This window comes from Magnetococcales bacterium (assembly GCA_015231755.1).
In the GTDB taxonomy this organism is placed as follows: Bacteria; Pseudomonadota; Magnetococcia; order Magnetococcales; family Magnetaquicoccaceae; genus Magnetaquiglobus.
In genome coordinates, this window is the sequence record JADGAZ010000026.1 from 31,751 (window position 1) to 56,381 (window position 24,631).

General features: G+C 56.3%; 23 protein-coding genes and 1 tRNA gene. 21 read left to right on the top strand and 3 right to left on the bottom strand.

The window, feature by feature from the left end; translation table 11 throughout:
* The 7 genes from HQL98_14750 to HQL98_14780 form a co-directional block, all read left to right on the top strand.
* A partial coding sequence (locus HQL98_14750) for a hypothetical protein (protein ID MBF0273306.1) occupies positions 1-654 on the top strand: 654 nt, incomplete at its 5' end.
* 137 nt (positions 655-791) lie between these two features.
* Positions 792-3,569 carry a valine--tRNA ligase gene (locus HQL98_14755; protein MBF0273307.1) on the top strand — a complete coding sequence of 926 codons (2,778 nt, stop codon included), beginning with the start codon at positions 792-794 and terminating at the stop codon, positions 3,567-3,569.
* A complete protein-coding gene (gene nadC / locus HQL98_14760) occupies positions 3,566-4,399 on the top strand; it encodes a carboxylating nicotinate-nucleotide diphosphorylase (protein ID MBF0273308.1) in 834 nt (277 codons plus the stop codon). The genes HQL98_14755 and nadC overlap by 4 nt, the downstream gene beginning before the upstream one ends.
* Positions 4,400-4,415: 16 nt before the next feature.
* On the top strand, positions 4,416-5,216 hold the full coding sequence (locus tag HQL98_14765) for a biotin--[acetyl-CoA-carboxylase] ligase (protein MBF0273309.1): 801 nt from the start codon (positions 4,416-4,418) through the stop codon (positions 5,214-5,216).
* A gap of 29 nt (positions 5,217-5,245) precedes the next feature.
* Complete coding sequence (locus HQL98_14770; protein MBF0273310.1) at positions 5,246-6,013, top strand: type III pantothenate kinase; 768 nt, start codon at positions 5,246-5,248, stop codon at positions 6,011-6,013.
* 11 nt (positions 6,014-6,024) lie between these two features.
* A complete protein-coding gene (locus HQL98_14775) occupies positions 6,025-6,879 on the top strand; it encodes an SPOR domain-containing protein (protein ID MBF0273311.1) in 855 nt (284 codons plus the stop codon).
* Between the two features lie 109 nt (positions 6,880-6,988).
* Positions 6,989-7,065, top strand: a tRNA-Met gene (locus tag HQL98_14780).
* A gap of 16 nt (positions 7,066-7,081) precedes the next feature.
* Here HQL98_14780 and HQL98_14785 read toward each other — a convergent pair.
* On the bottom strand, positions 7,082-8,125 hold the full coding sequence (locus HQL98_14785) for a site-specific integrase (protein MBF0273312.1): 1,044 nt from the start codon (positions 8,123-8,125) through the stop codon (positions 7,082-7,084).
* Between the two features lie 691 nt (positions 8,126-8,816).
* On the opposite strand from HQL98_14785, the gene HQL98_14790 reads away from it, so the two are divergent.
* The 14 genes from HQL98_14790 (at position 8,817) to HQL98_14855 (ending at position 21,646) form a co-directional block, all read left to right on the top strand.
* Positions 8,817-9,407: a hypothetical protein gene (locus tag HQL98_14790; protein ID MBF0273313.1), complete on the top strand. Its 591-nt coding sequence runs from the start codon at positions 8,817-8,819 to the stop codon at positions 9,405-9,407.
* Entirely contained in the window at positions 9,407-9,826 is a 420-nt protein-coding gene (locus HQL98_14795) for a DUF2787 family protein (protein MBF0273314.1), read from the top strand. The genes HQL98_14790 and HQL98_14795 overlap by 1 nt, the downstream gene beginning before the upstream one ends.
* A gap of 12 nt (positions 9,827-9,838) precedes the next feature.
* The gene (locus HQL98_14800; protein MBF0273315.1) at positions 9,839-10,063 is read left to right on the top strand and encodes a hypothetical protein; all 225 of its coding nucleotides are present in this window, start codon (positions 9,839-9,841) and stop codon (positions 10,061-10,063) included.
* A 30-nt stretch (positions 10,064-10,093) separates the two neighbouring features.
* The gene (locus tag HQL98_14805; protein ID MBF0273316.1) at positions 10,094-11,170 is read left to right on the top strand and encodes an ATP-binding protein; all 1,077 of its coding nucleotides are present in this window, start codon (positions 10,094-10,096) and stop codon (positions 11,168-11,170) included.
* Positions 11,143-11,448, top strand: coding sequence for a hypothetical protein (locus HQL98_14810; GenBank protein ID MBF0273317.1), 306 nt, complete (start codon positions 11,143-11,145; stop codon positions 11,446-11,448). Before HQL98_14805 ends, HQL98_14810 begins: the two co-directional genes overlap by 28 nt.
* 135 nt (positions 11,449-11,583) lie before the next feature.
* Positions 11,584-11,895, top strand: coding sequence for a hypothetical protein (locus HQL98_14815; protein ID MBF0273318.1), 312 nt, complete (start codon positions 11,584-11,586; stop codon positions 11,893-11,895).
* Between the two features lie 14 nt (positions 11,896-11,909).
* A complete protein-coding gene (locus HQL98_14820; GenBank protein MBF0273319.1) occupies positions 11,910-12,134 on the top strand; it encodes a hypothetical protein in 225 nt (74 codons plus the stop codon).
* 166 nt (positions 12,135-12,300) lie between these two features.
* Positions 12,301-14,700, top strand: a complete 2,400-nt coding sequence (locus HQL98_14825) for a type I restriction-modification system subunit M (GenBank protein ID MBF0273320.1) — start codon at positions 12,301-12,303, stop codon at positions 14,698-14,700.
* Positions 14,697-15,545 carry a KilA-N domain-containing protein gene (locus tag HQL98_14830; GenBank protein ID MBF0273321.1) on the top strand — a complete coding sequence of 283 codons (849 nt, stop codon included), beginning with the start codon at positions 14,697-14,699 and terminating at the stop codon, positions 15,543-15,545. The genes HQL98_14825 and HQL98_14830 overlap by 4 nt, the downstream gene beginning before the upstream one ends.
* The gene (locus HQL98_14835) at positions 15,538-16,830 is read left to right on the top strand and encodes a restriction endonuclease subunit S (protein ID MBF0273322.1); all 1,293 of its coding nucleotides are present in this window, start codon (positions 15,538-15,540) and stop codon (positions 16,828-16,830) included. Before HQL98_14830 ends, HQL98_14835 begins: the two co-directional genes overlap by 8 nt.
* 20 nt (positions 16,831-16,850) lie before the next feature.
* Positions 16,851-17,078: a hypothetical protein gene (locus HQL98_14840; GenBank protein ID MBF0273323.1), complete on the top strand. Its 228-nt coding sequence runs from the start codon at positions 16,851-16,853 to the stop codon at positions 17,076-17,078.
* Positions 17,079-17,098: 20 nt separating this feature from the next.
* Positions 17,099-17,830: a zeta toxin family protein gene (locus HQL98_14845; protein ID MBF0273324.1), complete on the top strand. Its 732-nt coding sequence runs from the start codon at positions 17,099-17,101 to the stop codon at positions 17,828-17,830.
* Positions 17,827-20,928 carry a type I restriction endonuclease subunit R gene (locus HQL98_14850; GenBank protein ID MBF0273325.1) on the top strand — a complete coding sequence of 1,034 codons (3,102 nt, stop codon included), beginning with the start codon at positions 17,827-17,829 and terminating at the stop codon, positions 20,926-20,928. The genes HQL98_14845 and HQL98_14850 overlap by 4 nt, the downstream gene beginning before the upstream one ends.
* On the top strand, positions 20,918-21,646 hold the full coding sequence (locus HQL98_14855; GenBank protein ID MBF0273326.1) for a M48 family metallopeptidase: 729 nt from the start codon (positions 20,918-20,920) through the stop codon (positions 21,644-21,646). Before HQL98_14850 ends, HQL98_14855 begins: the two co-directional genes overlap by 11 nt.
* A gap of 51 nt (positions 21,647-21,697) precedes the next feature.
* Here HQL98_14855 and HQL98_14860 read toward each other — a convergent pair whose 3' ends face one another.
* Both HQL98_14860 and HQL98_14865 read right to left on the bottom strand, forming a co-directional pair.
* Positions 21,698-22,375, bottom strand: a complete 678-nt coding sequence (locus tag HQL98_14860) for a DUF2290 domain-containing protein (GenBank protein MBF0273327.1) — start codon at positions 22,373-22,375, stop codon at positions 21,698-21,700.
* 3 nt (positions 22,376-22,378) lie between these two features.
* Positions 22,379-24,532: an ATP-binding domain-containing protein gene (locus tag HQL98_14865; protein MBF0273328.1), complete on the bottom strand. Its 2,154-nt coding sequence runs from the start codon at positions 24,530-24,532 to the stop codon at positions 22,379-22,381.
* Positions 24,533-24,631 lie beyond the last annotated feature (99 nt).

Here is a 24,631-nt window from a genome sequence, read left to right on the forward strand (position 1 = left end):
GCCGAGCCCGAAATCGAAGCCGAGCCCGAAATCGAAGCCGAGCCCGAAATCGAAGCCGAGCCCGAAATCGAAGCGGAGCCGGAAGTCGAAGCGGAGCCCGAAATTGAGGTCGAGCCGGAAGTCGAGGCCGAGCCGGAAATCGAAGCGGAGCCCGAAATCGAAGCGGAGCCCGAAATCGAAGCGGAGCCCGAAATCGAAGCCGAGCCGGAAATCGAAGCGGAGCCGGAAGTCGAAGCCGAGCCGGAAGTCGAAGCCGAGCCGGAAATCGAAGCGGAGCCCGAAATCGAAGCCGAGCCCGAAATCGAAGCCGAGCCTGAAATCGAGGCCGAGCCGGAAGTCGAAGCCAAGCCGGAAGTCGAAGCCGAGCCCACCGTTCCGCCGGAGCCTGAACCCGAACTGGTCTTGGCCTTTGGTCCCGCGCCCACCCAGGCGCCGGAGCCGGAAGCCCTCCCCGAACCCGAGTCTGCGCGGGAGCCGGAAGCGGCTTCGCTGATTCAAGGGGTCATGGAAGCGGGTTCCGTGCGTCAGGCGATCCGGGATCAGGTGGAGGCGGTGGCCCGTTCCTGGATCCGGGAGGTGTTGTCGGAGCGGTTGCCGGTTTTGCTCGAAGAGGTGATCCGCGAGGAGTTGGAACGCATCAAGGGCGGTCGCTGATTTCATTCGGCGCACACGCTTTCCCACGCGCACTGTCGGTCGGGGCGCTTTCGGACGCATTTGCGTTCAGAAAGGGTCCCGACCGTTCATCCCTTTATACAACCTTTTGAAATCAATCAAACATGTCCGAGCCATCCCTGCCCAAGTCCTACGATGCCGCCAGCGTGGAACGGCGCTGGTACACCATCTGGGAGGAGAACGGTTTTTTCACTCCCGCCGGCAATCCGGACGCGCCGGCCTATTGCATCATGATTCCTCCGCCCAATGTCACCGGCAGTCTGCACATGGGTCACGCCTTTCAGGACACCATCATGGATGCCCTGATCCGTCGGAAGCGCATGCAAGGCGCCAGGGTGTTGTGGCAGACCGGCACCGATCACGCCGGCATCGCCACCCAGATGCTGGTGGAACGTCAACTGGAAGCCGAAGGCAAAAGCCGTCACGATCTGGGTCGTTCCCGTTTTCTGGAACGGGTCTGGCAATGGAAACAGCAATCCGGCGGCACCATCGTGCGTCAGATGCGGCGTCTGGGCGCCTCCTGCGACTGGAGCCGGGAGCGGTTCACCATGGATCCGGAGCTTTCCCACGCGGTGCGGGAGGCTTTTGTCCGTCTGTACAACGAAGGGCTGATCTATCGGGGCAAACGGCTGGTCAACTGGGATCCGGTGTTGCTGACCGCGGTTTCGGATCTGGAGGTGGTCTCCGAGGAGGAGCGGGGCCATTTGTGGCATCTGCGTTATCCTCTGGCCGAGGGGGAAGGGCAGATCGTGGTGGCCACCACCCGTCCGGAAACCATGCTCGGAGATGTGGCGGTGGCGGTCCATCCCGACGACGCACGCTATCGGCATCTGCTGGGCCGGGAGCTGATTCTGCCTTTGACCGGACGCCGCATCCCGGTGATCGCCGATGAACATGTGGATCCGGCCTTCGGTACCGGTTGCGTCAAGATCACGCCGGCCCATGACTTCAACGATCACGAGGTGGGTCAGCGTCACGGATTGCCGGTGATCAACATTTTCACCCCGGATGCCCGCATCAACGATCAGGCCCCGGAACCGTATCGGGGATTGGATCGCTTCGAGGCCCGCCAACGGGTGGTGGCCGACCTGGAACGGGCGGGATTGCTGGAACGGGTGGAAGAGCATCGTTTGATGATTCCGCGGGGGGACCGCTCCAAGGCGGTGCTGGAGCCGTATCTCACGGATCAATGGTTCGTCAAGGCGGCCCCTTTGGCCGCAGAGGCCATCAAGGCCGTGGAGGATGGCCGCATCCGTTTCATTCCCGGCAACTGGGACAAGACCTATTTTGAATGGATGCGCAACATCCAGGATTGGTGCATTTCCCGTCAGATCTGGTGGGGCCATCGGATTCCGGTCTGGTACGGGCCGGATGGCCATCTGTTCGTTTGCAACTGCGAAGAGATGGTCTACGAAATGGCCGCGGAACACTATGGCGAAGCGGTGGAGCTGACCCGGGATCCGGATGTGCTCGATACTTGGTTTTCGTCGGCCTTGTGGCCGTTCGCCACCCTGGGCTGGCCCAAACAGACCCCGGAACTGGCCCGGTATTATCCCACCGACGTGCTGGTCACCGGTTTTGACATCATTTTCTTCTGGGTGGCCCGGATGATCATGATGGGATTGAAGTTCACCGGTCAGGTGCCGTTCCGGGAGGTGTACATCACCGGTCTGGTGCGCGACGGGGAAGGGCACAAGATGAGCAAATCCAAAGGCAACATTCTGGATCCTTTGGACCTGATCGACGGCATCGAACTGGAATCCCTGGTGGCCAAGCGTACCCGGGACATGATGCAACCCCAACTGGCCGCACGGGTGGAGGCGGCGACCCGCAGCGAGTTTCCCAAGGGGATCGGGGCCTTCGGCACCGACGCCTTGCGGTTTGCCATGGCCGGGCTGGCGGTGCAGGGTCGGGACATCAAGCTGGACATGGGCCGGGTGGAAGGCTATCGGAATTTCTGCAACAAGCTGTGGAATGCGGCCCGTTTCGTGTTGATGAACGTGGAAGGTCATACCCTGGACGGAGCCGGCGCGGCCCGTACCCTGCCGGATCGCTGGATCCAGTCGCGGCTGCAAAAGGTGGTGGCCGTCATGGACGGTGCCATGGAACGGTATCGTTTCGACGAGGCGGCATCGGCGTTGCACCGGTTTTTGTGGGGGGAGTTTTGCGACTGGTATCTGGAGATGGTCAAGCCGGTCCTCTACGACGAAACCTTGGATGACGCCGCGAAAAACACCACCCGTCGGGTGATGGTGGAGACTCTGGAAACCGCCCTGCGGCTGTTGCATCCCCTGATGCCCTTCATCACCGAGGAGTTGTGGCAAAAGGTGGCCCCGTTGGCCGGTCGGGGTGGGGAGACCATCATGCGGGCCGATTGGCCGGTGGTGGATCCCTCTCAAGAGGATGAAGCGGTCGAGATCGAGGCCGATTTCGTGATGGAACTGGTGGGAGCGGTGCGCACGGTGCGCGGGGAGATGGACATTCCCCCGGGACGGCGCCTGCCGCTGCTGGTGAGCGGAGAGCCTCGGGGCATCGAGGTGTTGCGGCGTCACGAGGGCTTGATCGGGGTTTTGGCGCGGCTGGACTCCTGGGCCGAGCTGGAAGGTCCGGTGCCGGAAGGGGCGGCCACTGCCGTGCTGCCGGGTTTGCGGTTGTTCATTCCGTTGTCCGGGATCATCGATCCGGTGGCGGAGATCGCCCGATTGGAAAAAAATCTGCAAAAGCTCGAAGCCGATCTGGCGCGGGTGGAGGGCAAGTTGGCCAATGCGGGTTTCCTGGCCAATGCCAAGCCCGAGGTGGTGGCGGCGGAACAGGCCAAGGCCCGGGAAATGGGGGAAAAACGTCTCGGAGTGCTGGAGGCCTTGGAACGGATGCGTCGTTTGCGAGGTGCCTCATGATTCCCCGCTCCTGGTCGGAGATCGTGGCTGGGGCGTTGGCTTTGGATGTGGGACGGGGGGATCTGACCACCGATACTTTGGTGGACGAGTCCCGTCTGGCCCAGGCCACCTTGTGGGCCCGTCAGGATCTGGTCTGCTGTGGCGTGCCGGTGATGGTGGCGGTGTTTGAACAGGTGGATCCCGCCATCCGTCTGGAGGCGCTCCACGGGGAAGGGGAACGGGTGGAGGCCGGAGCGGCCATTTGTCGGCTGGAAGGTCCGGCGCGGGGCATTTTGACCGGCGAGCGGGTGGCGTTGAATTTTTTCCAGAATCTTTCCGCCGTGGCCACGGTGACGCGCCGGTATGTGGAAAAGGTGGCCGGCACTGGCGCCCGGGTGGTGGATACCCGCAAGACCACGCCGGGACTTGGCCCCATGCAGAAATACGCGGTACGGGTGGGAGGTGGGCACAACCATCGGTTGGGGCTGGATGACGGCATTTTGGTCAAGGAGAATCACATCGCCGTTTCCGGGGGGATCACGGCGGCGGTACAGCGGTTGCGAAGCCATGCGGGTCATCTGCATCGCATCGAGGTGGAGTGCGAAACCCTGGAGCAGGTGGAAGAGTCCCTGGCGGCGGGAGTCGAGGTGCTGCTGCTCGATAATATGAATCCGGATCGGTTGCGTCAGGCGGTGCGTCTGGTGGCAAGACGGGCGATGCTGGAGGCCAGCGGCAATGTTACGCTGGAGACCATCCGTGCGGTGGCGGAAACCGGGGTGGATCTGATTTCGGTGGGGGCGTTGACCCATAGCGCCGGTTCGGTGGATGTGTCGTTGCGCATCACGCTGTGAGGGAGGAGGGCCGGACATGGGAGCCGGGGAAGATCTGACCCGTGCGGTTTTGGCCGGAAGGTTGACCGGTGGGATGTTCACCCCGGAGCGTTATCATTTTCATCCGGTGCTGGATTCCACCAACCGGGAAGCCATGGCGTTGGCCCAGGCGGGGGCGCCGGAGGGCACGGTGGTGGTGGCGGATGGTCAAACCCGGGGCCGGGGACGCCAGGGGCGGGAGTGGGAGTCGCCGCGGGGAGAGAATCTGTACGTCTCCATGGTGTTGCGCCCTGGGATGCCGGTGGCCCATGGCGCCCGTCTGACCCTGGTGGCGGGTCTGGCCACGGTGGAGGCGGTGGGGACCATGGGGGTGGAGGGCGCCCGTCTGAAATGGCCCAACGACGTGCTGGTGGCAGGTCGCAAGCTGGCGGGGATCCTGACGGAAATGGCCGCGGATGGCACGCGCATTCGTCATGTGACCGTGGGGGTGGGGGTGAATGTCAATGGTCGCGCTGCCGCTTTTTCTCCGGAAGTGGCGGCCCGGGCGGTGACCATGGCCGATATTTTGCATCGCAGTTGTGATCGCGGAGCGTTGCTGGCGGCATTGTTGGCCGGATTGGAACGGTGGTATGGTTTGTATGTCCGTGAGGGTTTTGCGCCGGTGCGTCGCGCCTGGAAGGAGCGGGCGTTGCTGGAAGGTCAACAGGCCCGCATCGACACCCCGACCGGGGTGAGGGAGGTGTGGCTGGAGGACCTGGACGAAGAGGGGTTTCTGCTGGCCCGCAGCCGGGATGGAGAGCGGATGCGTGTGCTGGCCGGAGATGTGGTGCTGTTTTGAATGGCGACAGAAACGAAGGATCGGATGGCATGCTGCTGGTCATTGACATCGGCAATACCAATATCGTACTCGGGGTGTACCAGAAGGAGCGTCTGACCCATCATTGGCGGATCGGGACGCGGGCCGGCGGTACGGCGGACGAGTATGGGATTTTATTGACCCAGTTGTTCCAGATGGCCGGGTTGGAGCCTCGCAAGGTCACGGGGGCCATCGCGGCCAGCGTGGTGCCTCCGGTGGAAGCGGCGGTTCTGGGGGGCGTGAAACGTTATCTGCGGGTCAGTCCCATGGTGGTGGGGCCGGGCATCAAGACCGGCATGGCGATCCGCTACGATAATCCCCGGGAGGTGGGGGCGGATCGGATCGTCAACGCCGTGGCCGCCTATCACCGTTTGCAGGGCGCGGCCATTGTGGTGGATTTCGGCACGGCCACCACCTTTGACCTGATTGGCCCCCAGGGGGAGTACCTGGGCGGGGCCATCGCGCCGGGTCTGGGGATTTCCATGGATGCGTTGTTCGAGCGTACCGCCAAACTTCCCCGGGTGGAGTGCGCCCGTCCCGTGAGCGTGGTGGGTCGGGATACGGTGGGAGCCATGCAGTCGGGTCTGTACTGGGGCTATGTGGGGCTGGTGGAAGGCTTGATCACCCGCATGGTGGCGGAAGCAGGGTTTTCGCCGGTACGGGTGCTGGCCACCGGTGGTCTGGCTCCGTTGATCGCCCGGGAGAGCGCCTTGATCGAGGAAGTCGATGAGTTCCTGACCCTGACCGGACTCAGAATGTTGTACGAACGCAATCGTTGAGGGTGCTTGCCGTGGCTCGAACCTCCCGTCAGATGACCCGTTTGTTTCCCATGTTGGTGGTGGGTCTGTTGGTTGTGCTCAATGTGCTGGTACAGGGCATGGGCTTCATGGGTATGGGCTTCAAGACGCCGGAGAACGCCATCTGGCCCGGACCGGTGATGCCGGACAAGCAGTTGGCGTTGCCGAATCCCTCCACCGCCCGTGTGGTGGCGCAGGGCAACGCCCCGGCCCCGGCAGCCGAAAAAAAACCGGAACCCAAAATCGAAGCAAAACCCGAACCCAAACCGGAACCGAAAATCGAAGCGAAACCGGAACCTAAACCGGAACCCAAGCCCGAGCCCAAACCGGAACCGCCGAAGCCCCCTCCCGCCCCGGCGAGCGTGTCCGGTGAGCAGTTCATGGTACAGGTGGGCAGTTTCGCGTTGAACATGGGGGTGGATTCTTTGGTGGAGCAGTTGACCCGGGTGGGGTTGACCCCCCGTGTGGAGACGGTTCAGGAGAAGACCAGTCTCAACACGGTGCAGGTGGGACCCTTTGCCCGTCTGGAGATGGCCAAGGAGGCAGAGGCCAAGTTGAAGGCCGGCGGCATCACGGCCCGGGTCGAGGAGAGCTGGGAGGGGTATGTGATTGTTTTGGGCAAGTCGTTGCTGTTGGGACACGCCATGGAGGAGTTGGAGCGGATCAAGGCCATGGGTGCCGTGCCGGCGCGACTGGTGAAGGTGGAAAGCGATCTGACGGTGCGCAAGGTGCTGCTGGGTCCGTATGAAAGCAAGGACCGGGCACGCAAAATGAGCGCCCGGGTCGCGGATCTGGGCATCGCCTCTCCGGTGATCAAGACCTGGCCCCTCTCCAACGCCTTGCCGTAGGTCCGTGACTCTGGCGGTCCGACTCCCCCTCCCGTGCCACGGGATGTCGGTCGCCATGAATGGACTTGACACCATGGCCTCAACGCTTTTAGAATGTCTGCTTCATCAAGGCGGGGTAGCTCAGTTGGTCAGAGCTGCGGATTCATAATCCGTGTGTCGGGAGTTCAAGTCTCCCCCTCGCTACCAAAATTTTCTTTTAGAATTAGGCAGTTACCGTTACAGCGGAACTGCCTTTTTCTTTGAGCTGTGTCGTTTTTGTGTCGTGATTTCGACACAGCCGTTGTGCATCGGCAGCCAAGTGCGCTCCACCCAAGTGGGCATACCGCTGCACCATCTTGAGATCGCTCCATCCCCCCAGTTCCATGAGCGCATGCAGCGTCGTCCCGGACTGAACGTGCCAGGATGCCCAGGTATGGCGGAGGTCATGCTCACGGAAATTTTCGATCCCCGCCCGCTTCAGGGCTTTTTTCCAGGCCCAGTTGTTGATCCGGGTCACGGGATGCCCCTGGTAGGTAAACACGAACTGGGGATGCGTCCCACGCTGCTGCTCCAGAACCCTCATTGCGTCGGCATTCAAGGGCACAGGGATGGCCTTTTTAGCCTTGGCCTGATCTGGATGGATCCAGGTCATTTGCCGCTGCATGTCGATTTGGGACCACTCCAACCCGGTGACATTGGAGTCGCGCAACCCGGTGGCCAAAATGAACTCCACCATTGAGGCCAAATGCTCCGGCAACTCCTGGAGCAGACGGGTTGCTTCTTCAATCGTCAACCACCGTACACGACGGGACGGTTCGGGATACAGCCTGACCTTGGGTGCCTTGTCGATCCATTCCCACTCCAAGGATGCCTTCCGCAGGACCGACCGGATCAGCGCCAAATAACGGTTGGCGGTTGCCACAGTGGTCTCCTTCCGTTTCAGATCGCCGATGTCGGAGATCCTGTCTCTGGTCACCTGGACCAATGTGAGATCCCCGAAATGTTGGTCAAGCCACCGGAGCTTTTGCAGATCATCCCGCCGACTTGCCTTGTGCTCGGTTTCAGCCAAGAACTTGACGACGGCTTCTTTCCAAGTTCGCTCCGTTTGATCACCCAACGCCTCACTTCTCCAATACTTTGTTTTCAATCGGTCGTGGTATTCTTGCGCCTCCCTTTTGTCTGAAGTCCCAGTGCTTTCTCGTATTCGTTGTCCGTCCGGCGTGAAGAAGTGGACATGCCAGATGTTGCCGCGTTTGGTGAGTGACATGATGATCGTTCCTCCTCATGATCAGCACTCTGCGGCTCCTGCCAACCAGAAGCATATTGTGACCGCAGCCAGTTGACAAGGTCGAGATTGATGAACACCCACCCCTTGCCGGTTTTTGCCCCAGGGATTTCCCCAGTCTGGGCTTTCCGGCGCAAGACCTCGGCGTTCATCCGCAGAAAGCCTGCCGCTTCCTCCAGATTGAAGGTCTCGATGTGGATGGAGAGGTTCATCTGCCGACATACCGCTTCCGAGTAAATGTTGAAATTCGTAACCCTCATTTGCTGAAGCGGCACATCTTGCGTGGCATTGCCACAAATGGTGTGGCAAATACAAAAAAATTCAGGCGTTGGAAATTTTGTTGAAAGCTGATTGTGAAAACCGGTTAGACTCTCACTTTGTTGGGCACCTTATGGACAAAGGTATTATATGTAAATACTATATGTTGTCTGTAAGAGTGTGTATTCACCATTACACCATCAGATCACACCCGATGTTTATTGTCGCAAGCTGACGTTCGCCACCCAATCCAGGCCAACAAATCCCTGCCACATCAAGCCAATCTATGCCCAGAAAACATTTTCTGTTGCACCAATTGACAATATATATTATTTTTGATGTCAATCAAAGTGGTTGGAAGTCCCTCACCACACCCGTCTGAGCATCGATTCTTCCCCAAACAAGTGAGCCACATATGGAACTGAAGATCACCCCTCAAGGGTTCCTTGACGGAGCCTGCTTGCTTTACGCCGTGGTGAATGCCTGCAAGGTGTTATTGGACCCGGAACTCAGTGTCAGCGCATTCTATCAGAAATATCAGATGGAAAACAAATGGGGTGCTCTCATCGCGGTGGTGCCCAGCCCTATCAACCACCTCAACGGTAGTGGTTCTGCCCTGGGCCTGAAGGTCGGCCTGGAACAGCAGGCACTCGACGCCTTCTTCGGACTTGCCTGCAACATCTTCAGCACCGGGCGTAATAGACTGCGGGTCAAGCGGCTCACTGCCCATAACTTCCGCCGCAAGACCGACTACCGGTCGGTGGTGGTGTTCGCGGTGACGGAAGCCGCTCAGACCCGATGTTTCTGCAACGGCAGCCATTGGATGGTGGCGGTGGCCAGACAGCCTGAAACCCTCTGCCTGGCTTGCAGTTCGGCCCTGTACTGCTGTGATCCCTACCTGGAAGAGTGCGACCCGGCAACCGGCCACTTCTTCAACAACAGTATGCCTCATGATCAGCTTGCAAACATTTACGGTTCATCAATCTACCAAATGGAGATCATCTAATGTTTACGGTACTGACCGGCATCCAAGTCTATCCGATTCACATCTCGCAAAAAATGGGGCAGATGCTGACCCGCCTGATCCACGACAGCGGTGTCAACACCAGTGGCGGGGTCATCGTCAACTTCCGCGACCCGGAGTACAGTGCCGAAACCGGCGGCTACCACCCAGTGGAGGTGGGAATCGACCCCCTGGGCAAGATCCACTACGTAACCGACTTCTCGTTCGTCGGTCCCCCAGGGTATGCCGAGTTGGAGAAGCAGTTGGATTGGGACATCCGGTATGGGGCCTTCCAGCACCAAGGCCGAGAATACCAGATCACCCAAGGCCGCTCCATGTACCAGATTTGGGAGCGTAATTTTTTGGCCTATGTGGGAATGGGTGTTTTCAAGGTCCAGGTGACGGGCATGGGAATGGAATGAGGAGACACGCTGATGCCCATTTCCTGCAAGCGGCGGACACTGCCGGAACGCCCTGGCCCTCGCATCGATGACCCTCAGGCTGTCCTGTGGGCCTTGCGCGCCCTCCTGTTCACCCCGGCCCACAATGGGTTTGTCAAAGACGGGGCCTTTGGCAAAAATGAGGTGTTGGAATGGCTGGGATTCCCGCCTCTCTCTGAGGACAGTGCCAACATTGGCACTGTCCTGGAAAAATTCTGACACCGGTTGTTGGAATTGGAGGCCCAGGCGGTGGACCAATCCGGTTTCGTGGAGCGCAATGTCGGGTGGCTGGGCGAGCTGCTGGAGTTGGGGGAGGTGGAACGGGAGATTCTGCGGCTGGTGGTCTACAGCAAAACCAGCCACATGTTCGGCCAGGTGTTGGACCTGATGGGACGCGACCTGAACAACCGGGACATCTGCCTCTGGGTGGCCGCCATTTTACGCCGTGACCCGAAGGAGATTCGGGCTGCCCTGGCCTCTGGATCGGCACTGACCGCTTCCGGGTTGATGACGATGAATGCGTTTCGTACCCACTTCGAGGACAAGTTCGAGGTCAATGGTGAACTGGCCGGAGCTTTGGTCTCGGAGCATGAGTCGGCCCACTCTTTTCTTCGGTGTTTTCTGAAACTGGCCGCGTCCACCGATCTGACGCTGGCGGACTATGGCCACTTGGCCGACCTACAGATTTTGCTGCCCTACCTGGAGCACAGCCTGCGCCATCGGACCCTGGGCGTCAACATCCTCCTTCATGGTCCACCAGGGACCGGAAAAACCGACCTGACCGGGGTGCTGGCCCATTCCCTGGGTGCCACCCTCTATCAGGTCATGGACGAGGATGCGGATGGCGAGGCCATGAGCGGAGAGAGCCGTCTCAACGCCTTCTGGGTCTACCAGAAACTCCTGGGCCAGGAACGTCAACGGTTGCTCCTTTTCGACGAGGTGGAGGATGTCTTCCCGTCGGCCCGTTCGTCCCGCCATGCCTACGGTGGGCAGAGGGAGCAGCAGAAATCCCGGATCAACCGGATTTTGGAGACCAACCCGGTGCCGTCATTCTGGGTCAGCAACGAAGTCGAGCAGATAGACCCCGCATTCCTCCGGCGTTTCGACTTGGTTCTTGAGGTCGGAATGCTTTCCAAGATGGCCACCTGCTATTCCTGGACGAGGCCGATAGCCTGCTCCAGGACTGCACCCGAGCCGAGCATAGTTGGGAAATCACCCAGGTCAACGAAATGCTGGTGCAGATGGAGGATTTCGAGGGGGTATTCCTGTGCGCCACCAACTTCCGGGAGGTGCTGGACTTGGCGACCCTGCGCCGTTTTGACCTGAAGATCGACTTTGGCTACCTGAAGCCGGATCAGAGCCTGCGGCTCTTCCGGCAGGTGCTGGCCGGTTTCGGTTTCGAGGTCAACGACCACGAGTGCGGACCACTCCACAAACGGCTGACCTCGCTCACCAACCTGACGCCCGGTGACTTTGCGACCGTGGTGCGGCAATACCGGATCCTGGGTCAGACCCCAACCCAATCCCAGGTGCTGATGGCACTAACCCAGGAGTGTGCGGCCAAACCGGATCATCCCCGACCCGCCATCGGCTTTGGGGTGTGAACACTGGAGGCAACCACAACCACCTTCAACCAAGGAGAACGAGATGACCACCCCAATGATGACCCGACAGACCGCCCAGGTGAACAGCAGCATGCGCTTGATTTGCCCCCTGACCATCACCGCATGGGGGCCATAATGTACGACGGACCAATCACCACCCCCCGGCAACGCGCCCAGATGGTGTTCCGACTCTTGCGCGAACCGTATATCTGGCCAGGAGGCTATCAGCAGCATGCTGCAACCGAAAATTATGATGCGTTCTGCCACCAGTGCGTTTCAGACAAGGCCATTCGACATCAACTGATCCACTCCTCGTTTTCCAAAGATCGCATCGCGTGTCTGGATGTGCATTGGGAAGGCCCGGCGATTCAATGTGTCCAGTGCAACGCCGAAATCGAAGCCGTATACGGCGACCCATGGGCCGAAACCGAAGTGAGGTGCGCGTGATGGATACCGATTCGATGACACCCCCTGATCACATCGCCCTAGTGGATGCGGTCAACCTGCACCTGACGCGCGCCCTGGCCATCGCCCACCTTTTGGAGTGCTCCTGCGGCAGCACCATCGCCCCCAAGGCCAACATGTTGGAGGTGGCGGCGGGAATACTGGAGGAGGAACTGGTGGCCGTGCAGCACGCTCTGCCACGATTCTGGGGGTATTTCGCTCAAAACAGGAGCAGTGATTGAAAAGCGAGCACCACGTTGGTGGAGTGTGCAACCTGATGGCTCCAGAATCATGCGACGGCTGGCTTGCTCTTCATATTGCTGGTATCCTGATCCATAAAAATATGATTCTATGCCGCAAACGCAGCCACCATCTGATGCTTGACACAACAACGCCAAAGGCAAACTCATGGCCCTGAAAAAGTCCGCACTCTATTCATCTCTCTGGAAATCCTGCGACGAACTGCGTGGTGGCATGGATGCCAGTCAGTACAAGGATTACGTTCTCGTCCTGCTGTTCGTCAAATACGTCTCCGACAAATACGCGGGTGATCCCAATGCCCTGATCGACGTGCCTGCTGGTGGCGGGTTTGCCGACATGGTGGCGGCCAAGGGCAGCAAGGAGATCGGCGACCGGATCAACAAGATTATCGGCAGACTGGCCGACGCCAACGACAGTCTCAAGGGTGCCATCAACGTTGCCGACTTCAACGATGATGAAAAACTCGGCAAGGGACAGGCCAAGGTGGACCGACTGACCAAGCTGGTGGCCATCTTCGAGGGGTTGGATTTCGGGCGCAACCGTGCCGAAGGTGACGACCTGCTGGGTGACGCCTACGAATACCTGATGCGCCACTTCGCCACCGAATCCGGCAAGAGCAAGGGGCAGTTCTACACCCCGGCGGAAGTCTCGCGGGTCATGGCCATGGTGATCGATCTGGGCAAGGCGACCCGCGCCGACCAGTCCATTTATGACCCCACCTGTGGTTCCGGTTCGCTGCTGCTCAAGGCCCATGACGAAGCCAAAAGCCGCACTGGGCTGGATCTGGCCCTGTACGGTCAGGAGATGGACAACGCCACCTCCGCATTGGCGCGCATGAACATGGTGCTGCACGATTGCCCCACGGCGGAAATCTGGCAGGACAACACCCTGGCCGCGCCCCATTTCAAGAACCCGGACGGCAGACTCAAGACCTTCGACTTCGTGGTGGCTAATCCCCCCTTTTCCACCAAGGCGTGGACCAGCGGCCTGGATGCGGCCAACGACCCGTATGGTCGCTTCGAGTATGGCATTCCACCCGCCAAGAATGGCGACTACGCCTTTTTGCTCCACATGCTCAAAAGCCTGAAGAGTACCGGCAAGGCGGCAGTGATCCTGCCCCATGGAGTGCTGTTCCGGGGTGGCGCGGAAGGGACCATTCGCACCCGCATTGTCCGCCAGGGGGTGATCAAGGGGATCGTCGGTCTGCCCGCCAACCTGTTTTACGGCACCGGCATTCCCGCCTGCATCATCGTGCTGGACAAGGAAGGGGCCGCCGGGCGCAAGGGTCTGTTCATGATCGACGCCAGCAAGGGGTTCATCAAGGACGGCAACAAGAACCGCCTGCGCGCCCAGGACATCCACAAGATCGTGGATACCTTCACCCGTCAGTTGGAACTATTAAAATACGCCCGCATGGTGCCTTTGGCCGAGATCGAGGCCAACGACTTCAATCTCAACCTGCCACGCTACATCGACAGCACCGATGCCGAGGATTTGCAGGATATCGCCGCCCATCTCAAGGGTGGCATCCCCAACCGGGATATCGACGGCCTTGCCTCCTACTTGCAGGTGTTTCCGAACCTGCGTCGCGCCCTCTTTGCCGATGCCGACCGGACCGGTTACAGCCAACTCCGGGTTGAGGCCGGACAAATCAAGTCCACCATCTTCGACCACCCGGAGTTCACCGCCTTCAACCAGCAGGTGACGCATCTGTTCACCCGTTGGAAAGCCGCCAATACCCCCTTGCTGCTGGGCATTCAACCGGGTGATCGGCCCAAGGCGTTGATCGAAACCCTCTCGGAAAACCTGCTGGAAGCCTTTCGTGCCGCCCACGGGGTGGCGTCGTTGATCGACCCCTACAACGTCTATCAGCACCTGATGGACTACTGGGCCGAGATTATGCAGGATGATTCCTGGATGATCGTTGCTGATGGGTGGCGGGCCATACAGGAGGGCAAACCCAACACCGATTTGATCCCAAATGTGCTGATCGTCGCCCGCTTTTTTCCCACCGAACAGACCGCCATCGAGACGCTGGAAGCCGACCGTGACGCCATCACCCGCCAGATGGAGGAGATGGAGGAAGAACACGGCGGCGAGGAGGGCTTGCTGGCCGAGGCCAAGACCGACGCGGGCAAGTTGACCGCCAAAAGTGTCAAGGACCGCCAGAAGGTGATCCTGCGAGACCGTGAGGCCCTGGAGGAGCGCAAAATCCTGGAAGCCTACTTGGCCCTGATGGACCGGGAATCCGTCGCCACCCGCAAAGCGAAAGAGGCGCAAAGGGTGCTGGATGCCAAAGTGGCCGCCCAATATGCCAAACTTACCGAGGCCGAGATCAAGACGCTGGTGGTGGAGGACAAATGGCTGGCCACGCTGGCCGCCAGCGTGCAGAGCGAACTGGACCGGGTGAGTCAGGCCCTGACCGGGCGCGTCCGACAACTGGCGGAACGCTACGCCACTCCGTTGCCGAAACTGGCCGAAGAGGTGGAGACTCTTTCCGCTCGTGTGGATGAACACCTGAAAAAGATGGGGTTCGTATGGAAATGAGCAAGGACAAAAAATCGACCATCACTGTGCAAGGTGCAGCCATCACCATCCTGTCACAGCGTGAGGAGGATTTTATCTCGCTGACCGATATGGTGAAAAAATTCGGTGATGACGGCCTGATCTATAGCTGGATGAGGAACCGCAACACACTGGAATTTTTAGGAATTTGGGAGCAAATGCATAACCCGGATTTTAAAGATGGCGAATTCGAGACCTTTAAAAAAGAGGCTGGATTGAACAGCTTTCACCTGACGCCCAGAAAGTGGATTGAAGCGACTCACGCCATAGGCATCCAGTCTCGTGCGGGTCGATACGGTGGCGGCACCTACGCCCACAAGGATTTGGCCTTTGAATTCGGTTCTTGGCTCAGTCCAGAATTCAAGCTCTACCTCATCAAGGAATTTCAGCGGCTCAAGGAAGACGAAAACCGCCGTCTATCGTTGGATTGGAATCTTAACCGCACGTTGGCCAGGATCAATTACCGTATTCACACCGACGCCATTAAAATGCATATCATCCCCACCGCTGTTACCCCGACGCAAGCCGGTTTTATGTACGCCAGCGAGGCCGATGTACTCAATGTCGCCCTGTTTGGACAAACCGCCAAACAGTGGCGCGATGCCAACCCGGAGAAAGAAGGAAATATGCGCGAGTACGCCAGAGTTGAGCAATTACTGGTGCTGGCCAACATCGAAGCCATGAATGCCGAATTCATTCGTATGGGTCTACCGCAAGGCGAACGATTGACGCGACTGAACGAGATCGCCATCCGCCAACTTCAGACACTCACCGCGCAAAGCGCGATCAAGGCGTTAGGCAGCGGTCGTGGTGGTGATCATGAATGAATCTCCGTCTGATTATGAGTGTTCGGTCCATGGCCCGATCAGGCTGGACTCGCCATGCGTGAGGCCGGGGTATAAGCAGACTGAGGTGGGGGTAATTCCAGAAGATTGGGATGCCGTGCCAATGCATAAAATAGCCTCCGAAATTGGTGATGGACTCCACGGCACGCCTGTCTATTCTTCTAACGGTGCCTATTACTTCGTAAATGGCAACAATCTCCGTAACGGTAGGTTGGTAATCACCGACGACACTAGAACTGTAGATTATAGCGAATACAAAAAAAATCGAAAGAATCTCAATAATCAATCAATTCTTATGTCTATTAATGGAACAATTGGCAATCTTGCATTTTTTGAAGGTGAGGCTGTGGTTCTTGGTAAAAGTGCAGCCTACCTGAATGTGCAGAGTGAAGTCGATAAGCGGTTTGTCTATTTTTCACTTCAAGCAGAAAACGTTAAACGTCAGTTTTTTGATGGATTAACTGGATCAACTATCGGAAACTTAGGGTTGACAACTATTCGTAACGCGAAAGTTCCATTTCCTCCGATACAAGACGAACAACGCTCCATCGCCACCGCCCTATCGGATGTGGATGCCCTGCTTACCAAGCTCGACCAACTCATTGCCAAGAAGCGCAACCTCAAACAGGCCGCCATGCAGCAACTGCTCACCGGCCAGACCCGGCTGCCGGGGTTTGAGGGGGAGTGGGAGGTGAAGAGGTTGGGAGATGTTGCTGAAATAATCAGCGGAGGGACACCTAAGACCAACGAGCCATCATATTGGAATGGTGCTCTTAATTGGTGTACACCATCTGATATTACGGGCTGTAAAGGGAAATATATAACAAGCACAGAAAGAACAATTTCCGCGCTTGGTTTAAACAATAGTGGAGCAAGGTTATTACCACCTGGTGCTTTGCTTCTCTGTAGTCGAGCAACCATTGGTGAAATTAAGATAGCAGCGACAGAAATATGCACTAATCAGGGGTTTAAATCTCTTATCTGCAATCACGGCGTGGATAATGATTTTCTGTACCATAAAATTTTGACAATGAAGCAACAAATGGTGGAGCGTTCTTTCGGGTCAACTTTTCTTGAAATATCAAAATCGAATTTATCTAGTCTGGAAGTCCTTATTCCATCATATTCTGAACAAACCGCCATTGCCACCGTCCTGTCCGACATGGACGCCGAGATCACCACTATTGAAACCCGCCGCGATAAAACTCGTGCCCTCAAGCAAGGCATGATGCAGGAGTTGCTGACCGGGAGGATTCGATTGATATGAATGACAAACAGGAGCCAATCATGTCCATACCAGAACAGACCATGCAGTTTTTGGAGGAACACATCCCTGACTTGGCCGCGCCTGCATTCAAGCAAGCCTATTGGCAGGCACTGGCGTCAGGAAGCAGCGTACTGGAGGTGGAAGACAGCACGATTGTCGAAGTTTTTCCAGATGGAACCCGGAAAGTGATCAAACAGATCGGTGCCGCGATTCCCATGACATCTGGACAGAAACGGGTAGCCGTGTGAGCGACACCCCTCGTTTGCGCATGTTTGCTGGTCCGAACGGGTCCGGGAAAAGCACTCTCAAGTCGGTTATCAATTCGGCATTGCTGGGTATTTACATCAATCCAGACGAAATCGAGAAGGAAATCGGTCAACGGGACTTTCTCGATCTTTCTGCCTATGGTGTTCACACGACTGCCGGGGAAATTCTGGACTTTTTCAATAACGCTCCGTTGCTGAGCGCGGCTGAATTGCAGGACAAAGCCGCCGAGTTGCGCTTTTCTGATGAAAAACTTTCGTTCCACAGGGTTGCTGTCAACGCCTACTTTGCTTCGGTGGCAGCGGATTTTATCCGGCGGAAATTGTTGGAGACAGGAACATCCTTCACCTTTGAAACGGTGATGTCTTTCGTCGATAAGGTGGAATTGTTGCGGGAGGCCCAACAGCGTGGCTTTCGAACCTATCTCTACTTTATTGCCACGGAAGACCCGATCATCAACATTTCTCGGGTGCGGCACCGGGTCAGGATGGGAGGCCATCCCGTTCCCGAAGACAAGATCGTGAGCCGCTATCGACGATCATTGGATTTGTTGCGCGAAGCGGTGCGTTATACCCATCGAGCCTACATTTTTGACAACTCTGGGAACGAGCGCGTCTGGCTGGCGGAAGTCACCGAAGGCAAAATGCTGGAACTCAAAACCAACACCATGCCCATTTGGTTCAAATCCGCCTTATGGGACTGCTTCGGTAAATCCATCAGTGGAGACGACGCATGACCACCATCGGCCAGATCGAGAAACAGACCCAGGCCCGCGTCATCACCCTGTTCCGCGACCGGATGGGTTACGACCACCTGGGCAACTGGATCGATCGGCCCGGCAACGCCAACATTGAATCGGGATTGCTCACCACGTGGCTGAAAAAACAAGGGGTGGAGGATCTCCTCATCAACCGGGCGCTGCATGAACTGGGGAAAGTGGCGTCGGATACCAGTAAGCACCTCTACGACCGCAACAAGGCCGTGTATGACCTGCTGCGCTACGGGGTGCCGGTGCGGCCCGGCGCGGGGGAGAACAAGATCACGGTCTGGCTGATCGACTGGCAGCAGCCGGAGAACAACCACTTCGCCATTGCCGAGGAGGTGACGGTCAAAGGCGTGGATGCCAAAGCCAGCACCAAACGCCCGGACATCGTGATCTACGTCAACGGCCTCGCCCTGGGGGTGCTGGAGTTGAAACGCTCCTGCGTCTCCGTCGCCGAAGGGATCCGCCAGAACCTGGACAACCAGCAAAAGTCGTTCATCCAGCCGTTTTTTTCCACCATGCAGTGGGTGATGGCGGGCAACGACAGCGAAGGGCTGCGCTATGCCACCATCCAAACGCCGGAGAAGTATTTTTTGCAGTGGGTGGAAGAGATCGGTCCCCACGCCGCCGAGCCGAACCTGTTGGACCGCCATCTGCTTCAGGTGTGCGCGAAAGGCCGGTTTCTGGAGTTGCTCCACGACTTTGTGGTCTTCGACGCGGGCATCAAGAAGGTGTGCCGACAGAATCAATATTTCGGGGTAAAGGCCGCCCAGGAGTTCATTCGTCGCCGCGAGGGTGGCATCCTCTGGCACACCCAGGGCAGTGGCAAATCCCTCACCATGGTCTGGCTGGCCAAGTGGATCCGAGAGAACCGGACCGGAGCGCGGGTGCTGATCATCACCGACCGCACCGAGTTGGACGAGCAGATCGAGCGGGTGTTCAAGGGAGTCAACGAGCAGATCTACCGCACCAAAAGCGGTGACGACCTGATCGAAAAACTCAATACCACCACGGAATCCTTGCTCTGTTCCCTGGTCCACAAATTTGGCCGACAGGACAACACGAAGGAAGATGCGGGCACCAAAGCCTTCATCGCGGCCATCCAGAATCTGCCGCCTGATTTTGTGGCCAAGGGTGACATCCATGTGTTCGTCGATGAGTGCCACCGCACCCAATCGGGTGATCTGCACAAGGCGATGAAAACCCTGTTGCCCAATGCGTTGTTCATCGGTTTCACCGGCACCCCGCTTTTGAAAGCGGACAAGCAAAAAAGCATCGAGGTGTTTGGCCGTTACATCCACACCTACAAGTTCGATCAGGCGGTGCGGGAGGGGGTTGTGCTGGATTTGCGCTACGAGGCGCGTGACATCGACCAGTCCATCACCTCGCCGCAAAAAGTGGACGAGTGGTTCGACGCCAAAACCAAAGGGCTGAACGATGTAGCCAAGGCCCAGCTCAAGCAGAAGTGGGGCACCATGCAGCGGGTGCTGTCCAGCCAGTCGCGTCTGGAGAAAATCGTCGCCGACATCCTGATGGACATGAACCTCAAACCGCGCCTGATGGATGGTCACGGCAACGCCATGCTGGTGGCGGGCAGCATTTACGAGGCATGCAAATTTTATGAGTTGTTCGCCAAAAGTGAATTGCAAGGCAAATGTGCCATCGTCACCAGTTACGCGCCCAACGTGGCCGACACCAAGGGGGAGACGACCGGCGAGGGGGAGACGGACAACCTGCTCAAATACGGGGTTTATTCCCGGATGCTGGCGGATTGGTTCAACGAACCGGTGGAGCGTGCCGTCACCAAGGTCGAACGATTCGAGCAGGAGGTGAAGAAACAATTCATCAACGAGCCGGGGCAGATGAAACTGCTGATCGTGGTGGATAAGCTGCTCACCGGCTTTGACGCGCCCCCCGCCACCTTCCTCTACATCGACAAGCAGATGCAGGACCACGGCCTGTTCCAGGCCATTTGCCGCGTCAACCGGCTGGATGGAGACGACAAGGAATACGGGTACATCATCGACTACAAGGATTTGTTCAAGAGCCTGGAAGGGGCGGTAGAGGATTACACCAGCGGTGCGCTGGATGGCTACGACAAGGAGGATGTGGCCGGACTGCTGGAAAATCGCCTGGAGAAGGCACGGGAGGCCCTGGAGGATGCCCGCGAGGCGGTCAAGGCACTGTGCGAACCAGTGGAGTCCCCCAGGGATGCGCTGGCCTACCAGCATTACTTCTGCGCCAGGGATTCGGGCAACGCCGATCAACTCCGGGAGAACGAGCCAAAGCGGCTGAAACTCTACAAATTTGTGGCATCCCTGCTGCGTGCCTACGCCAACATCGCCAATGAACTGTCCGAAGCGGGTTACACGCCCGACGAGATCGGCGAGATCAAGGCCGAAGTGGATCATTACACCAAGGTGCGCGACGAGGTGAGGCTGGCCAGCGGTGACCACATCGACCTCAAGGTTTACGAACCGGCCATGCGTCACCTGATCGATACTTACATCCGCGCCGAGGAGAGCGAGAAGATTTCCGCCTTCGACAACATGAGCCTGATCCAACTCATCGTCGAGCGTGGCCCGGATGTGGTGAATGCGCTGCCCAAGGGAATCAAGAAAAACGAGGACGCGGTAGCCGAGACCATTGAGAACAATGTCCGCAAGCTGATCATCAACGAGTCACCGGTGGATCCGGCCTACTACGAAGAGATGTCCAAGCTGCTGGACGCACTGATCGAACAACGGCGCAAGGGTGTGGTGAGCTACCGGGAATATCTGGAGAAAATCGCCAAGCTGACCAGGGAGGCCACTATGCCGGGTGGTGGTCCTGGAGGTTATCCGGTACGGGTGCAGACAGCGGCCCAGCGGGCACTCTACAACAATCTGGGCCGCAATGAAGATCTGGCACTGGCCGTGGATGCGGCAATCCAGAACAGCCGTCAGGATGGGTGGCGCGATAATGCAATGAAAACCCGGAAGGTGAGGTTGGCTATTCGGGATGCCTTGCCGGGCGAGCATCACTTTGTCGATCCGATTCTGGAACTGACCAAGCACCAAAATGATTACTGAAACCCAGCACATCACGGTCAGCGGTATTCAGGTAGAGGTAGTACGTAAGGCGATCAAGAATCTCCACCTGGGCGTCTATCCTCCCCATGGCCGGGTACGGGTGGCGGTCCCCCTGGTGATTAACGACGAGGCCGTGCGTCTGGCGGTGATTGACAAACTGGTCTGGATCAAACGGCAGCAAGCCAAGTTTGCTGATCAACCACGTCAGTCGCAACGCGAAATGGTGAATGGAGAAAGCCATTATTACTTAGGACGGCGTTACCGTCTGCGGGTGCATGAGAAAAAAGGTCCGGCCCATGTGGTCGTGGGCGGTGTAGCATTCCTCGACATGTTCGTCCTCCCTGGCACCTCGGCGGAGCAACGGGAGGCCATCCTGTCACGCTGGTATCGCGCCCAACTCAGGCGGCTCATTCCACCCCTGCTGGAGAAGTGGCAGGCCATTCTGAACGTCCAGGCGGCCTTCTGGGGCATCAAGAAGATGAAAACCAAGTGGGGAAGCTGCAATGCCACAGCTCGCCGTGTCTGGTTCAACCTGGAACTGGCCAAAAAGCCGGAACAATGCCTGGAATACATTGTGGTGCATGAACTTCTCCACCTCCTGAAACGGCATCACGATGACGTTTTCACCGCCCTGATGGATACCCACCTTCCGCAGTGGCGGGAGACGAGGGAGAGATTGAACATTCTGCCGTTGGGGCATGAGGAGTGGGATTGCTGAGGGGGAGATAAAAATCGGATTGATTTTGTTCTCATGGTTTAGATATGCGGCCTATTTTGTGTGTGCTGGGACATGAATATAAAGCAAGTTCATTTCTTTAATGGTGATCGATTCTTCGAAGTGATGTGTAAAAAATGAGATCTTATCGTAATATTTGTGATAGGCTGTATTGTAGAAATTTCTCAGAATGAACCCAATAAAGTGAAAAGGAGTTAGTGGAGCATTTACGGGAATTCTACAATTCTCGTATCCCCCTAATGTTAGGTGAGATCTTGGATGATCCACCTCAACAAAACTATCTTTATTGCTGTCAAAGTCAAAACGCAAAGGAAAAGGCACTATGCTTTTCATAATAACCTCAGAATAGATCTCATCCTCAAGATAAATATCAGGATTATTTTGGAACTCCTCCAGAAATGGGGACGGGAAAAAGGCCAGCCGATGTGATTCGACTTGATTATTTTTGAAGCGGTACATCATTTGAATAAGCGCACCGTCAAGCATCCGTAAATTGTAAGTTTGCGTACGATCTAGCTCTTCATATATTTCATGATACGAAATATTTCTAAGCGCGTAACTGATATTGCTTCGTGCTCCTATACCTATTTCGCGATAACCTTTTCCCGTATCACGTAAAGATGGGAAATTCTGTCTATCACAAAGGCTTAAGCCTACCAAATCCGCAGTGAGTTTTTCCATTTGTTGGAAAATGTTTTCAGTGGTCGGCATCAGTCAGCCTCCCCCGTTTAATAAGGATTTTAAGCGGTTAAGTTGATCACCCCCAAGATCTTCCGGGTAAACTCTTCCCGCCTCCAGATCATCAAGAAGCTGCGTAAGATCATCTTTTTTCTTAAGAATCCGTTGTCGTTCATTTTCGCTCATATCACGGTTAACGATATTCAGAGATTTTCTCTCTTCTTTGGTCGGATATCGAAAATGGAGGCTGAACTCATTCTTTTTCACATGTTCAAACTCCTGCATCAATAATCGCATCTCCCTTCCTATGCCTAGAACACGAACCCATGCCTTGCTGCGAGTAATAGCCGTAAACAACTGATTCCGAACACTTGCCAAATTCCCAAAAGATGAATAGCAATCCTGAGCGTTAATTATGTAGATCATGCCAGCCTCATTACCTTTTGCCCTATATATACCGGTAAATGCAATGGAAGCGCAGTCTGCATCAAAGAATACATCCGGCGAAGTATCGACACCAGCCAGATGAGATTTTATTTTGTGTTCAAAAAGTAACTTGCGGATTGGACCGACAGCACTTCTTGTTGAAAGAGGATTAGGATTAATGATCACAATATCATCAGGCCGTAACTCATCTTCAGAGAGATTGGCTTGAATGGCTTGCACAACCCACTGTGCTTGCTCTTCACTTGAATCAAAGCAGCAGAACTGGATCAAATCATCTACATGTGAATGATTTTCAAGAAAATTTGGGCTGCTTTCTTCCGACCGTGAGAGCGTGACATCATTGCCATCAGCCAGTTCACCGCCGGTGACTTCATAGCCAACATCAAGCCAAAGCTGATTGTGATCAAAAATCTGGACAAGACCAGTACCAATATCTGCGTTCGGCGTTCTGTAAATACCGAAACCTAAAGCATGAGCAGTTACTAGAACAGGACGGGAATTGCGATAGCATTTTTCAAGGATTACGTCTTGTTTAGGTTTTCCCGGTTGATTCTGGATAAAACGAACCCTTGGTGTTCCATCGGAATAGCTGCCAAAAATCTTTTCTGGAGATGGTAGCGATTGAGAGCTTAAATTCTGTAACTCGTCATAAGCATATACAAGTCGTTTTTCAGGCTTAAGCATTTCGTAACATATCTGTAGAAATGCTGGTGGGAAGTCCTGTGCTTCGTCAACAAGAATGGCATCATAGATCCCAATGGGACTGGAACACTCGATGAGTGCCTTCTGACATGCGCCCTCAAATTCTTTGCCCTGTCCGAAGTTACGCTTAGCTGAGCCAAAATCGTGATATTCTACACCATATGATTGGCAAAAACTGTAGTAGAGACCATTGCGGTCACCGCCTCCGGGAGCACCCCAAGCATGAATAATCTGGATATTCTCCCAGTCTGGCTCTTCATTAGTCTGCTCAATAATGAACGTATTGATGAGTTGGCGGAACTGTCCTTTGAGCGAACGGGTATGAAAAGTGACGACGATCTTCCAATCTGGATGGTGAGCGTGTAAGTATGCCGCTTTCAATGCCAGTACAATAGTCTTTCCTGATCCGGCTAAGCCACGGATGCGCTGCACACCATCCACTGTTTCTATTACGGCACGTCCTTGAAGGTTATCCAGGTTCGCGATGGAATCCTCCAGACGTTTTAACTTGGCTCCGCGTGAATCTGGCTTTTGAACATCTCGTTTTTTTCGTCCCTTGCGTATGGTCGAGATCGCCTGGATGACGGCGACCAGAGACTCAAAGTGACTTGAATCGTCCCATTGACAATTATCGAGCCAGGCTTCCAGACTAGCATCATTGCATATAGGATACTCCTCCTTGGAAAAATTTACAGCGTCTTCACGTGCAGATGCGAAGGTCACTGGATTGATTGGTACTTGCAGGTTTCGCCCTTTCACCAGTGATTTATGTGCCCGGAGTTTTGATTCAAGTTTGTTGTAACTGTCGTCCTGAGCGTTTTGCGCTCCGGATATGTCTCTGCCCTCCACTAAGCAGAAAACCACCAACCCTTTACTTTTTGATACCAATAGAGCATCTATTGGATAGGGACCTTCAGCGGTACCAATTATCGGATATCCAATGTATAGAAAGCCGTCATATTTAGTATGGTCTTCAAAAAAATTGGCCAACCGTTGTGCAGAAATCGGCTTTTTTGTTGTGCCTTGAATAATCGTTACCATTAATTACAATCCTTTCCAATATGATTGACAGCCATAGAAAAAACTATTTAGGGCCTCCTCAAAAAGCCCCCACCGCGATCATGGGTTTACCCTGTGGTA